The following is a 12866-nucleotide window of genomic DNA, read 5'->3' as shown; positions in this document are numbered from 1 at the left end:
CGTGCCTGATCACGAAAGGATCACCGTGCTGCGCGAGCCCGATCGAGAACCGCCGATTCCGCCTGCTGCCGGCTCACGTCGCCGTCGCCTGTGGGAACTGGAGGGCCATGCCCACTGCCCGGTGGTCGGCGTGTGTTTGCCCTTGGCGGCATTGCGCCGCCTGACGAACAAAGTACTCGGCGGAGAAGCGCTGGCCGATGACTATGAACTGCACTGCGGCGTGATCGCCGAATGCCGGCAGCGCACGCCGCTGGCCGAAACCCTGCAGCGGGAACTGGACCGCCGCTATGCCGTGCCACTGCAGCGCGCCGGCAAGCTGAAGACCGAAGCAGCACTGGCCGCTTGGTGGTATGAAGCCTCGGCCGGCAAGGACATCGCAGGCGCCTTCTGGGCCACCCTGTCGCACCCGCGCTGCACCCCCACGCTGGAGCACCGGGTGCTCGGCGACGTGCACATGCTGCAGCATCAGCTGGGCACGGCGACACGCGTGGACCTGGCGCGCTTCGAGGCGCTGATCGACGAAAACGCCGTGCTCACGCGTGAACTGGCCGCAGCCCAGCGGCGCTGCACGGCGCAGGCTGCGGAGCATGCGCGGCGCGCCGAGCAGGCCGAAACCGGGCTGGTGCGCCTGCGGGCCGAACTGATCACGCGCGACACCGCGCTGGCCCAGGCGCGCGAGCAGCTCGCCACGCTGGAGTCCAGCGCGCCCGAGCTGCGTACGCGATTCGAACTGGCGCAAGACAACCGCCGCCAGGCCGAACAGATCCATGCCCTGCAGCGTGCGCTGCTGCAAGCCGAGCAGGAAGCCGAACGTCAGCGTCGCCGGGCGGCCGAGGCCACGGACGATCTGGCCCTGCAGCGCCGCAGCATGCCAGCGGCGCCGGCAGCGCCCGCCGACACCGCCTGCAGCACGCCGGCGCTGAGCGAGCGCGCGATCCTGTGCGTCGGCGGCCGGCCCGCCAGCGTGCCGGCCTACCGCCAACTGATCGAGCGCACCGGCGGCCGCTTCCTGCACCACGACGGCGGCGAGCAGGACAGCGTGCTCAAGCTCGATGCCACGCTCGCCGCGGCTGACCTGGTGATCTGCCAGACGGGCTGCATCAGCCACGACGCCTACTGGCGCGTGAAGGACCACTGCAAGCGCACCGGCAAGCGCTGCCTGTTTGTCGAAACGCCCAGCCGCGCCGCGCTGGAGCGCGCGCTCGGCGAAGCAGTGCAGCGCAGCGCGCCGAACGTGGACGCGGGCCTGCCCTAGGCTCAGATCAGCGTGGCCGGATCGATGCGCTCCTCGGCGAAGCGCGTGACGCGGCGCGGCCGCAGGTGCACCGCCGAGCCGGGCTTCAGGCCCAGCTGTTCGCGCAGCGCCAAGTATTCGGCGCGCGGCAACTCGACATCGACGAAGCCGGCGTCATCGCCGCGCCTGAATTCCAGCCGCGTGTTCGGCCCCACCGTCAAGGCCTGGGCCAGGGTCACCTCGATCGCACCGGGCTCGGGCGCCATGATGATCTGCAGCTCATGCGGCCGCACATAACTCACTTCTTCAGCGGCCGCGGCGCCGGGTCCATGGCCGGCGGAACCCAGGCGTCCATGGAACAGGTTCACGTCGCCCAGGAACTGCAGCACGAAGGGCGTGGCCGGCTGGTCGTAGACCTCGTCGGGCGAGCCCACCTGCTCGATGCGGCCTTCGTTCATCACCACGATGCGGTCGGCAACCTCCATCGCCTCTTCCTGGTCGTGCGTGACGAAGACGCTGGTGACATGCATCTCGTCGTGCAGCCGGCGCAACCAGCGGCGCAGCTCCTTGCGCACCTTGGCGTCCAGCGCGCCGAAGGGCTCGTCCAGCAGCAGCACCTTGGGCTCGACCGCCAGGGCGCGCGCCAAGGCAATGCGCTGGCGCTGGCCGCCGGAGAGCTGGTGCGGGTAGCGGTCGGCAATCCAGTCCAACTGCACCAGTTTCAGCAACTCGGTGACCTTGCGGATGATCTCGGCTTCCGAGGGGCGCGTGGCCTTCGGCCGCACGCGCAGCCCGAAAGCCACGTTCTCGAAGATCGTCATGTGCGCGAACAGCGCATAGTGCTGGAACACGAAACCGACCTGGCGCTCCCGCACATCGGCGAAGGTGGCATCGGCGCCATGGAACAGCACGGTACCGGAATCCGGCACCTCGAGCCCGGCGATGATGCGCAGCAGCGTGGTCTTGCCCGAACCCGAGGGCCCGAGCAACGCCACCAGCTCGCCGGCCGGAATGTCCAGCGTCAGGTTGTCGCAGACGACGGTCTTGCCGAAGCGCTTGTTGAGGTTTCTGACTTCAATGCTCATGGGACTTCCCGCCTATTCGGCACGTTCGCCGGCCACACGTTTTTCGGCCTTCACCCGCTGCTCCACCAGGTACTTCAGCACCAGCGTCACCAGCGCCAGCAGCGCCAGCAGCGAGGCCACCGCGAAGGCGGCAGCGAACTGGTATTCGTTGTAGAGGATCTCGATGTGCAGCGGCATCGTGTTGGTCGAACCGCGGATGTGGCCGGACACCACGCTGACCGCACCGAACTCGCCCATCGCCCGCGCATTGCACAGGATCACGCCGTACAGCAGCGCCCACTTGATGTTGGGCAGCGTCACGCGCATGAAGATCTGCCAGCCGTTGGCACCCAGCACGCGGGCGGCTTCTTCCTGCTCTGTGCCCTGGGCCTGCATCAGCGGAATCAGCTCGCGGGCGATGAACGGGAAGGTCACGAAGGTGGTGGCCAGCACGATGCCCGGCACCGCGAAGATCACCTTCAGGTCATGGTCGCGCAGCCAGCCGCCGAACCAGCCCTGCAGCCCGAAGATCAGCACATAGATCAGGCCCGAGATCACCGGGCTCACCGAGAACGGCAGGTCGATCAAGGTCAGCAGCAGGTTCTTGCCGCGAAATTCGAACTTCGCGATGCACCAGGCCGCGGCAATGCCGAATACCAGGTTCATCGGCACCGAGATGCCGGCGGCGATGAGCGTGAGCTTCACGGCCGACAGCGCATCGGGCTCGACGACGGCGGCCAGGTAGACCCCGACGCCTTTCTTGAAGGCCTCGACGAAGACGATGGCCAGCGGCACGAACAGGAAGAAGGTCAGGAAGGCCAGTGCGCAGCCGATCAGGACCCACTTGACCCAGGTGGGCTCGGCGGTGGCGGCGCGGATGCTGCGCGGCGAAATGCCGCGCGAAGCCGCGACGGGCAGAGGCAGTGCGGAGGATGGGGTGCTCATGGTGTTCAACGCCCTTGCCTCGCGCGGGCCCAGGCCTGGAGCGCATTGATCGCCAGCAGCAGCACGAAGGCCGCCACCAGCATCACCACCGCGATGGCGGTGGCGCCGGCGTAGTCGTACTGCTCCAGCTTGGTGATGATCAGCAGCGGCGTGATCTCGCTGATCAGCGGCATGTTGCCGGCGATGAAGATCACCGAGCCGTACTCGCCCAGCGCACGCGCGAAGGCCAGCGCAAAGCCGGTCAGCAGCGCCGGCATCAGCGTCGGGAAGATCACGCGCGCGAAGGTCTGCCAGCGGCTGGCGCCCAGCGTGGCCGCGGCCTCTTCGGTTTCCTTGTGCAGGTCTTCCAGCACCGGCTGCAAGGTGCGCACGACGAAGGGCAGGCCGATGAAGGTCAGCGCCACGAACACGCCCACCGGCGTGAAGCTGACCTGGAACGGCAGGAACTGGCCGATCCAGCCGTTCTTGGCATACAGCGCGGTCAGCGCGATGCCGGCCACCGCGGTGGGCAAGGCGAAGGGCAGATCGACCAGTGCGTCAACGATGCGCTTGAACGGGAATTCATAACGCACCAGCACCCAGGCGACGATCAGCCCGAAGCTGGCATTGAGCACGGCTGCGGCGAGCGATGCGCCGAAGGTCAAGCGGTAAGACGCCACGACACGCGGCGAACTCACCGCATCCCAGAACGCCGGCCAGGTCATCGTGAAGGTCTTCAGGAACGCCGCCGACAGCGGAATCAACACGATGAAGCTCAGGTACAGCAGCGTGAAGCCGAGCGCGAGGTCAAAGCCCGGCAGCACGCTGTGGCGCTTGAGCAGGGTGCGGGTGAAGAACAAGGGGCGGCCTCTGCGTGTTGTCGCGCGGGTGTTGGAAAGTCAACAGCGGATGCGGAATGCTAGGGGCCGGCCGGCGCCGGCCCAACGACCGAAATCGCCAATGCTTATGCGGAAAACGAGGGAGGCCGCGATCCCATGTGAGGCGCGCGCGTGCCCCTGTCAGGCGTGACAGACGCCTCAGCGCTTGGTGTAGACCTTGTCGAAGGTGCCGCCATCGGCGAAGTGCGTCTTCTGCGCCTTGGCCCAGCCGCCAAACACCTCGTCGATCGTGAACAAGCTGACCTTCGGGAACTGCTTGGCGTACTTGGCGGCAGCGGCCGCGTCGATCGGGCGATAGTAGTTCTGACCGGCGATGTCCTGGCCCTCGGCCGAATACAGGTAGTCGACATAGGCCTGCGCCACCGCACGCGTGCCCCGCTTGTCGACCACCTTGTCGATCACCGTCACCGGCGGTTCGGCCAGGATGGACAGCGAAGGCGCGACGATGTCGAACTTCGCCGGGCCAAGCTCCTTCAGCGCCAGCAGCGCTTCGTTCTCCCAGGCCAGCAGCACGTCGCCGATGCCGCGCTCGACAAACGTGGTGGTGGAGCCGCGCGCGCCGCTGTCGAGCACCGGCACGTTGGCCAGGATCTTGCCGACGAACTCCTGCGCCTTGGCTTCGCTGCCGCCGTTCTTCTTCAGCGCATAACCCCAGGCCGCCAGGTAGTTCCAGCGCGCGCCGCCGGAGGTCTTGGGGTTCGGCGTGACCACGCTGATGCCGGGCTTGACCAGGTCGTCCCAGTCCTTGATGGCTTTCGGGTTCCCTTTGCGCACCAGGAACACGATGGTCGAGGTGTAGGGCGCGCTGTTGTGCTTCAGCCGCTTTTGCCAGTCGGCGGGAATCAGCTTGCCCTTCTCGGCCACTTCGTCGATGTCGTAGGCCAGCGCCAGCGTCACGACATCGGCCTCCAGCCCATCGATCACCGAACGGGCCTGCTTGCCCGAACCGCCATGCGATTGCTTCACCGTCACGGTGTCGCCACTCTTGCCTTGCCAGTATTTGGCAAAGGCCTTGTTGAAGTCGGCGTACAGCTCGCGCGTCGGGTCGTAGGAGACATTCAGCAGCGTGATGTCCTTCGCGCTGGCGCTGAGCGCCGTGGCGCCAAGGGCCAAGGCCAGCAGGCTGCGGCGGGCAAACAGGAGGGCAGGCATGGGTGGCGTCCCGCTGATCGGGCGATGTGTCGATGGGACAGATGCTAGGTTTCCAACACCGCTCAGGAAACAAAGCGTTCCGCGCTTGGTTATGCGGTTTGCAGATATGAGCCCGGTGTCAAGTAGCGCGCACGAGGGGTCGCCGGGAGTGCACTTATGTCAAATTTTGCAGTGCATGGCATAATGTTTACCGGGTCGGTTCTTGCTTTCCTTTGAGGTGGTCCCACTTCGACGAAGCCGCCCCACTCACACCGCACCCCAATGTCCAAAGCCGACACCAAGACCTCGATTGATTCCGACGGGCTGCGCTACCGCAGCAAGACCCCTGGCTCCCCGTTCACAGCCGCAGGTGCTTTTGGCGCCGCCACGATGTCCTGTTTCCTGTGCGGCAAGCATCGCCCGCGCAGTGCCCTGAAGTCCCGCCGCCTGCTCGGCAAGGCGCAATTCGTCTGCTCGCCCAGTTGCAAGGAAGCCGACGCCGAAGGCGGCAGCAAGGCCTGAGCGGCAAGATCTGATGACCAGACCGGCGACCCGGTCAGCTGAAACGGCGGCCTCGAGCCGCCTTTCTTATGCCCAAGGGTAAGCACTATATTGCTCCGTTCCGCCGAATTTCTCAAACAATGGTGTTGAATAGGCATAATATTGCAAATTTCGACCGCCATCGCTTCGGAGACCCGCATGTCCTTCGCCCTGTTCAATGATCCTTCCTCGCTGGCGCCCCAACGTGCCATCCGCGAAGATCTGCCCGGCGGTGGCTTCCTGCTGCGCCACCCCGAGCCGCTGCAGCCTTATGCGCGCTGCATCGGTGCCTGGCTCGATCATTGGGCCCTGACCACGCCCGAAACCCTGTTCCTGGCCGAACGGGACACCAGCGGCGACTGGCGCAAACTGAGCTACCGCGACACCCGCCGCCTCGTCGGCGGCCTGGCCCAGGCGCTGCTGGACATGGCGCTGCCGGCCGGCGCGCCCATCGTCGTGCTCAGCGACAACAGCATCGACCACGCCCTGCTGCTGCTGGCCGGCATGCATGTGGGCCGGCCGGTGTGCACGATCTCCAGTGCCTACTGCCGCCTGACCCGGGACTACAGCAAGGTCCACGGCATGTTGGACAGCCTGCGCCCTGCCCTGGTCTACGCTGCGGAGCCCGGTGTCTATGGTCCGGCGATGGCCAGCTGGTCCGGCAGCGCACCACGCCTGTTCAGCCAACATGCAGATCAGGTCCCTGGCGCGCTGGCCTTCGCCGTGTTTGCCGGCACGCAGGAAACCCCTGCGGTGCAGGCTGCGCACGACGCGGTTCGGCCGGACGATCACGCCAAATACCTGCTCACCAGCGGCTCAACCGGCCTGCCGAAGGTGGTGATCAACACCCACCGCATGCTCACCGCCAACCAGCAGCAGATCGCCCAGGTCTGGCCCTTCCTGAACCGTCATCGGCTGACGCTGCTGGACTGGCTGCCCTGGAGCCACACCTTCGGCGCGAACCACAACTTCCACATGGTGCTGGCGCATGGTGGCAGCCTGTATATCGACGAAGGTCGCCCGGCGCCCGGCATGATCGACAAGACCGTGCGCAACTTGCGCGAGGTACAGCCGAACTTCTACTTCAACGTGCCACGCGGCTTTGACATGCTGCTGCCCTACCTGGAGCAGGACGACAACTTTGCGCACGCATTCTTCGACCAGCTCGAAGCCGTGTTCTACGCCGGCGCTGCACTGCCGCAAAGCATCTGGGAACGGCTCGAAGGCGTGGCGCGCCGCACCCGCTCGCGTCCGGTCTGGTTCACCTCGGCCTGGGGGGCCACCGAAACCTCGCCGTCCTTGACGGCAGTGCATTGGCCCATCGAACGCGCCGGCTGCATCGGCGCGCCGCTGCCGGGTGTCGAGCTGAAGTTCGTGCCCAATGGCGGCAAGCTGGAAATGCGGGTGCGCGGACCCAATGTCTTTCCGGGTTATCGCGACGCACCGGAACAAAGCGCCAAGGCCTTCGACGAACAGGGCTATTACCTGATCGGCGACGCCGGCCGGCTGATGGACGAACAACGCCCCGAGGCCGGCGTGGCCTTCGATGGCCGGGTGGCCGAGGACTTCAAACTGATGAGCGGCACTTGGGTCTCAGTGGGCACGCTGCGCTTGCGCGCCGTGACCGCGTTGACGCCCTTGGCCGCCGATGTGGTGGTGACCGGGCATGACCGCGAAGAGGTGGGCCTGCTAGTCTTCCCCAGCCCGGCCGCGAAGGCACTGGCGCCCGGCGTGCTGGCCGAGCGCCTGCGCAGCGCGCTGCAAAGCCTGCGCAACGAAGGCGGCGGCTCGTCGCAGACGCCGCTGCGCGCCCGGGTGCTCGACGATGCGCCCAATGCCGACGCCGGCGAGATCACCGACAAGGGCTACATCAACCAAGGCGCGGTGCTGCGGCGGCGCGCTGCCGAGGTGATGGCGCTGTACAGCAACGTGCCGGACGAACGCACCGTGCGCTTGTGACGATCGGCCGGCAGCGTGCCGGCTGCAAGCTCAGGCCGCGGCAGGCTGCCAGGCCACGACCCAGCTCTCGTCGTTCGGCAGCACCGTGGTGTAGCCCTGCGCGGCCAGATCGGCCTGCGTCCACACCGAGCGGTGATCCTCGAAGGGATTGGCCTCGACATGCTGCTCGATGAAGTCCTTGGGCGTGCTGACCAGCGCCATGCGCCGCGCGATGCGGCGGCAGTGCTGCAGGAAAGTGATGCCCTCGGCGGTGTCGAAATGTTCCAGGATGTCGATGGCCATCACCAGCTCATATGCCCCGTCGGCGATCGTCGGCAACAGCTTCAACGCATCGCCGATGCGCAGGTCGTTGTAGGCCCACTGGTGCACCGGTGTCAGGTAGCCGGCGAAGCCTTCGATGCCGTCGATGCGCACGGTCCACCGCTCGCGCGGCGCCTGACGCGCGTCGCGGCCGTTCACCTCGAACAGGCCGATGTTCTCCAGGTTGTTGCGCAGCAGGAAGCCGTACTGGCCCATGCCGACGCCGACATCGAGCACGGACGCGGGACGAAGGCGCTCGACGCAGCCGACGATGGTGCTGATCTGGCTGCTTTGACTGAAAGGCACGGCAAGGACCTGCTGTTGGACAAGAAAGGGCGTGATGCTACCGCGCGCCGGCGCCGATGGCCTTGTAGAAGAAGGTCGTGCCGCAGAGCCCGCCGCGGGGCAGCAGTGCATAACCCGGAATGTGGCCGGCCGGCTGCCAGCCCATGCGCGTATACAGCCGCTCGGCATCGGCGCTGGCGGTGTCCAGCACCAGCAGTGTCTTGCCGGCCTCCAGCGCCGCGGCTTCGGCCGCGCGCATCAGCGCCGCGCCCCAGCCTTGCTTGCGGCCGCGGCGGTGCACCAGCATCTTCACGATCTCGGCGCGGTGCGGCTGGTTGTCGGGCTGCGCCAGCACCACCTGCACGGTGCCGATGACCTCGCCCTGCTCGTCATGCGCCAGCAGCAAGATGCGCTCACCCGCCGCCGCGCTGGCGACCATGCGGCGCCAGAAGGCCAGCGCATGCCCGCGCGAGAGCGGCCACATGAAAGACACCGACGCATCGCCGTCGACGCAGTCGATCAGCACATCGCTCAGCTGTTGCACCGCGCCGTCATCGCTGGCGCTCTCCAGGCGGGTGATGCGGGTTTCGGGGGAAATGCCAGTGCTCATGGCGTGCTTCTCCGGGTCGTGGATGGGGCCGAGGTGTCGTCAGTGATCGCGACGAGGTAGCGCGCCGGATGACGATGCGGATTGCTGAAAACGATGGGCTGGTCCAGCCGCATCGCCAGGCAATCGCCGGTGGCCAGCTGGTGCTGCTGATTGCCCAACTGGATGTCCACCGCGCCTTCGATCACCCACAGCTGCTGGTGCACCGGCCGTTCGCGTGCGCCGGTTTCGTAGGCCACGCGCGCGCCGGGCGGAAAACTCACTTCGACCAGTTGCAGCGGCGCCGGATAGCCGGGTGGCGACAGGTTGCGGCGCACATAGCCTGATTGCGGATCGGTCCAGTTCAGCTGCGCAGCGCGTCGCACGACGGGTTCGGCTTGCTCCGGCGCTTCATCGAACAAGGATGCCAGCATCACGCCCAGGCCGGTGGCCAGACGCTCCAGCACCACCGCCGTCGGGCTGCTTTCGCCACGCTCGACCAGCGAGATCATCGAACGGCTGACACCGCAGCGCGTGGCCAGCGCATCGAGCGACAGGTTCTGCGCCGTGCGCAGCGCATGCACGCGGCGGGCGATGCGGTCGTTGACATTGTGGCTGGACATGCGGCAGATCCCTTGAGTTGGACAAAGTGTCCAGCATACTGGATGACGCTGTCAAGCCCATCTGCTGCGAATCGCCAAAGGCTTTGTCGTCAGCGCACGAACTGCTCGGTGTCCACGTCAGCCTGGCCAGCTTCGTTGTAGCGCGGGCCGGTGACGGTGCCTTCGTTGATCAGCGCATCGAGCGCCGAGAGAGTCTGCGGTGTCAGCCTGACCGCTTCGGCGCCCAGATCCTCGGCCAGATGCGATTCACGTGTGGTGCCGGGAATCGGGATCACATGCTCACCACGCGACAGCAACCAGGCCAGGGCCAATTGCGCCATCGTGCAGCCGGCCTGGTCGGCGATGGCGCGGTAGCCGTCCAGCAGCCGCAGGTTGGTGGCATAGGCCTCGGGCGCGAAGCGTGGCATCGCACGCCGGATGTCCTTGGCGTCGAAGCTGGCGACATCGAGCAAGCGGCCGCTCAGGTAGCCGCGTGCCAGCGGGCTGAAGGCGACGAAGGCCGCTCCAATCTCGCGGCAGGCCTGCAGCACGGCAATCTCGGGGTTGCGTGTCCACAGCGAATATTCGGTCTGCACCGCGGCGATCGCATGTTCGGCATGGGCACGCCGCAGCGTGGCAGCGGACACCTCCGACAGCCCCAGCGCCCTGACCTTGCCATCACGACGCAGATCGGCCATTGCCCCCACCGATTCTTCGATCGGCACCCGCTTGTCCCAGCGATGCAGGTAGTACAGGTCGATGACGTCGGTTCCCAGGCGCTTCAGGCTGTCTTCGCAATTGCGACGGATGGTGTCGGGCCGGCCATCGATGACGCGCTTGATGCCATCCGGAAACTGCACACCCGCCATGCCGCCCTTGCTGGCCAGCGTGATGCGCTGCCGGTGCGGCTTCAACACCCGGCCGACCAAGGTCTCGTTGGCGCCAAAGCCGTACAGCGCCGCGGTATCGAACATCGTGACGCCGGCATCCAGCGCCTGCAGCAGCACGCGCTCGGACACATCTGCCGACGGCGGTGTGCCATAGGCATGGCTGAAATTCATGCAGCCCAGCCCGATGGCCGAGACGCTGAATTCGCCGATCTTGCGCTGCTGCATCACCCGGCTCAGGCAGCGTTGAGCTGCTGCTCCAACTGGTGCAGCACCTTGTAGCAGGGCAGCACCTGCGCCACGCTGGCGTTCGGCTCGCGGCCTTCACGGATCGCGGCAAAGAACTCGCGGTCCTGCAGCTCAATGCCGTTCATCGACACATCCACGGTCGACACGTCGATCTTCTCTTCCTTGCCGTTGAACAGGTCGTCATAACGCGCAAGGTACGTGCCAGTGTCGCCGATGTAGCGGAAGAAGGTGCCCAGCGGTCCTTCGTTGTTGAAGCTCAGCGACAGCGTGCAGATCGCCCCGTTGGCGCTCTTCAGCTGGATCGACATGTCCATCGCGATGCCCAAGCTCGGATGGATCGGGCCCTGGATCGCATTGGCGGCAACGATTGGCGACCCGGTCTGGTAGGCGAACAAGTCCACCGTGTGCGCCGCGTGATGCCACAGCAGGTGATCGGTCCAGCTGCGCGCCTGGCCCAGCGCGTTCATGTTCGTGCGGCGGAAGAAATAGGTCTGCACATCCATCTGCTGGATGTTGAACTGGCCCGCCGTGATCTTCTTGTGCACCCACTGGTGGCTGGGATTGAAGCGCCGGGTGTGGCCGCACATCGCCACCAGGCCGGTCTGCTTCTGCAGCGCCACGACGCTGTCCGCATCCTGCCAGCGGTCAGCCAACGGAATCTCCACCTGCACATGCTTGCCGGCCTTCAGGCAGGCGATGGATTGCGCCGCATGCATCTGCGTTGGCGTGCACAGGATCACCGCATCGACTTCCTTCAGCGCCAGGCTGTCGGCCAGATCGGTGGTGACGTGCGGGATGCCGTACTTGGCCGCGGTTTCCCGGGTCTTCTCCAGTTCGCGGCTGACCAGCGAAACCACTTCGACGCCGTCGATCAGCTTGATCGCATCGAGGTGCTTGATGCCGAAAGCGCCGGCGCCAGCCAGCGCCACTTTGATGGTCTTGCTCATGTGTTGTTCTCCAGGATCAGGTGGCCGACCGCGGTGTTGCTGGCGGGCACGTGGTAGAAGCGGTGGCGCACGGTGGGCGGCTTGTCGGACATCGCACCGCGTGCGATCAGCCACATCACCAGCTCGATGCCCTCACTGCCGGCCTCGCGCACGTAGTCGATGTGGGGCACGGCGGCCTGGCCTTCGGGGTCGGCGATCAGCCGGTCGAGGAAGTTGTTGTCGAAGGTCTTGTTGATCAAGCCGGCACGCGGGCCCTGCAGCTGGTGGCTCATGCCGCCGGTGCCCCAGATGTGCACGTTCAGGTCTTCGTCGTAGGACTCAATGGCCTTGCGGATGGCCTTGCCCAGGTTGTAGCAGCGCCGGCCTGAAGGCACGGGGTACTGCACGACGTTCACCGCAAACGGGATCACCGGGCAAGGCCAGGCCTCTGGTTGGCCGCACATCAGGCTCAGCGGCACCGTCAGGCCATGGTCGACGTCCATCTTGTTGACGATGGTGAGGTCGAAGTCGTCCTGGATCACCGACTGCGCAATGTGCGAGGCCAGCTCCGGATGGCCGATCACTTGGGGCACTGGGCGCGGGCCCCAGCCTTCATCGGCCGGCTGGAACTCGGCCGCGCAGCCGATCGCGAAGGTGGGAATCATCTCCAGGCTGAACGCCGTGGCGTGGTCGTTGTAGACCAGGAAGATGACGTCGGGCTTGTTGTCCTTCATCCACTGCTTCGACGGCTCGTAGCCCTTGAACAGCGGCTGCCAGTACGGCTCGGAACTCTTGCCCAGGTCGAGCGCCGCGCCGATGGCGGGCACATGCGAGGTGTAGACGCTGGCGGTGATGCGGGCCATTATTTCTTTGCTCCAGTGTGTTCGCCGCGGGCCTGTTCGCCGACAACGCGGTTGCCCTCGGCCGATCGGCCGCCGGCCAGCATCATCGCGGCGTACTCTTCCTGCGTCATGCCGGTCATGCTGGCGGCCATGTATTGGAAGCTCTTGCCATCGGTGGCGCCGATCTTGGCGAGGAAATAGATGTTGCCGCCGGCGGCGATGCAGCGGTTCAGGTCACGGGCCAGTACCGCCAGCTTCTGCTCTTCGGTCATCGGCCATTCGTCGAGGTAGGCCCGCTCGTTGGCCTTGAAGCGCTCGCGGTTCGCCGCTTTCATCAGCGACATGCAGAACTGGTTCAGGTGATAGCCCATGCGCGACTGTTCGGCGTCGAAGATCGTCGTGCCGGGCACGTCCAGATAGGGTTTGTAAAGGGCCATG

14 protein-coding genes are annotated in these 12866 nt (G+C 66.1%); 3 read left to right on the top strand and 11 right to left on the bottom strand.

Annotated elements, in window-relative coordinates; genetic code table 11:
• Window position 1: 1 nt before the first annotated feature.
• On the top strand, window positions 2-1255 hold the full coding sequence (locus VLK61_RS08340) for a DUF2325 domain-containing protein (protein WP_325420068.1): 1254 nt from the start codon (window positions 2-4) through the stop codon (window positions 1253-1255).
• 2 nt (window positions 1256-1257) lie between these two features.
• Here the strand turns inward: VLK61_RS08340 and VLK61_RS08335 are convergent, their stop codons facing one another.
• The 4 genes from VLK61_RS08335 to VLK61_RS08320 form a co-directional block, all read right to left on the bottom strand.
• Window positions 1258-2319 carry a sulfate/molybdate ABC transporter ATP-binding protein gene (locus tag VLK61_RS08335; RefSeq protein ID WP_325420067.1) on the bottom strand — a complete coding sequence of 354 codons (1062 nt, stop codon included), beginning with the start codon at window positions 2317-2319 and terminating at the stop codon, window positions 1258-1260.
• Window positions 2320-2331: 12 nt separating this feature from the next.
• Window positions 2332-3243, bottom strand: a complete 912-nt coding sequence (gene cysW, locus VLK61_RS08330; RefSeq protein WP_325420065.1) for a sulfate ABC transporter permease subunit CysW — start codon at window positions 3241-3243, stop codon at window positions 2332-2334.
• Between the two features lie 5 nt (window positions 3244-3248).
• Complete coding sequence (cysT, locus tag VLK61_RS08325) at window positions 3249-4082, bottom strand: sulfate ABC transporter permease subunit CysT (protein WP_325420063.1); 834 nt, start codon at window positions 4080-4082, stop codon at window positions 3249-3251.
• 177 nt (window positions 4083-4259) lie between these two features.
• Window positions 4260-5273 (bottom strand): sulfate ABC transporter substrate-binding protein, encoded by a 1014-nt coding sequence (locus tag VLK61_RS08320; RefSeq protein ID WP_325420061.1) that lies wholly within the window; start codon window positions 5271-5273, stop codon window positions 4260-4262.
• Window positions 5274-5534: 261 nt separating this feature from the next.
• Here VLK61_RS08320 and VLK61_RS08315 point away from each other — a divergent pair, with 261 nt between their 5' ends.
• Together VLK61_RS08315 and VLK61_RS08310 are read left to right on the top strand one after the other, a co-directional pair.
• Complete coding sequence (locus VLK61_RS08315; protein ID WP_325420060.1) at window positions 5535-5774, top strand: hypothetical protein; 240 nt, start codon at window positions 5535-5537, stop codon at window positions 5772-5774.
• A gap of 177 nt (window positions 5775-5951) precedes the next feature.
• Entirely contained in the window at window positions 5952-7751 is a 1800-nt protein-coding gene (locus tag VLK61_RS08310) for a feruloyl-CoA synthase (RefSeq protein ID WP_325420058.1), read from the top strand.
• A 30-nt stretch (window positions 7752-7781) separates the two neighbouring features.
• Here VLK61_RS08310 and VLK61_RS08305 read toward each other — a convergent pair whose 3' ends face one another.
• The 7 genes from VLK61_RS08305 to ligA all read right to left on the bottom strand — a co-directional run bounded on the left by VLK61_RS08305 (window position 7782) and on the right by ligA (window position 12865).
• Window positions 7782-8357 carry a class I SAM-dependent methyltransferase gene (locus VLK61_RS08305; RefSeq protein ID WP_325420057.1) on the bottom strand — a complete coding sequence of 192 codons (576 nt, stop codon included), beginning with the start codon at window positions 8355-8357 and terminating at the stop codon, window positions 7782-7784.
• Window positions 8358-8394: 37 nt separating this feature from the next.
• Window positions 8395-8946 carry a GNAT family N-acetyltransferase gene (locus tag VLK61_RS08300; RefSeq protein ID WP_325420056.1) on the bottom strand — a complete coding sequence of 184 codons (552 nt, stop codon included), beginning with the start codon at window positions 8944-8946 and terminating at the stop codon, window positions 8395-8397.
• Window positions 8943-9545, bottom strand: a complete 603-nt coding sequence (locus VLK61_RS08295; protein ID WP_325420054.1) for a helix-turn-helix domain-containing protein — start codon at window positions 9543-9545, stop codon at window positions 8943-8945. The genes VLK61_RS08300 and VLK61_RS08295 overlap by 4 nt, the downstream gene beginning before the upstream one ends.
• 89 nt (window positions 9546-9634) lie before the next feature.
• Window positions 9635-10639 (bottom strand): aldo/keto reductase, encoded by a 1005-nt coding sequence (locus VLK61_RS08290; RefSeq protein WP_325420052.1) that lies wholly within the window; start codon window positions 10637-10639, stop codon window positions 9635-9637.
• Window positions 10640-10647: 8 nt separating this feature from the next.
• On the bottom strand, window positions 10648-11607 hold the full coding sequence (locus tag VLK61_RS08285; RefSeq protein WP_325420050.1) for a Gfo/Idh/MocA family oxidoreductase: 960 nt from the start codon (window positions 11605-11607) through the stop codon (window positions 10648-10650).
• On the bottom strand, window positions 11604-12449 hold the full coding sequence (locus tag VLK61_RS08280) for a class III extradiol dioxygenase subunit beta (protein WP_325420048.1): 846 nt from the start codon (window positions 12447-12449) through the stop codon (window positions 11604-11606). Before VLK61_RS08280 ends, VLK61_RS08285 begins: the two co-directional genes overlap by 4 nt.
• On the bottom strand, window positions 12449-12865 hold the full coding sequence (gene ligA, locus VLK61_RS08275; RefSeq protein WP_325420047.1) for a protocatechuate 4,5-dioxygenase subunit alpha: 417 nt from the start codon (window positions 12863-12865) through the stop codon (window positions 12449-12451). The genes VLK61_RS08280 and ligA overlap by 1 nt, the downstream gene beginning before the upstream one ends.
• Window position 12866 lies beyond the last annotated feature (1 nt).

The sequence above is a fragment of the Aquabacterium sp. genome, assembly GCF_035476535.1.
Classification (GTDB): domain Bacteria; phylum Pseudomonadota; class Gammaproteobacteria; order Burkholderiales; family Burkholderiaceae_C; genus Pseudaquabacterium.
The sequence above is the reverse complement of the archived record's forward strand: the minus strand, read 5'-3'. Positions and strand labels throughout refer to the sequence as shown.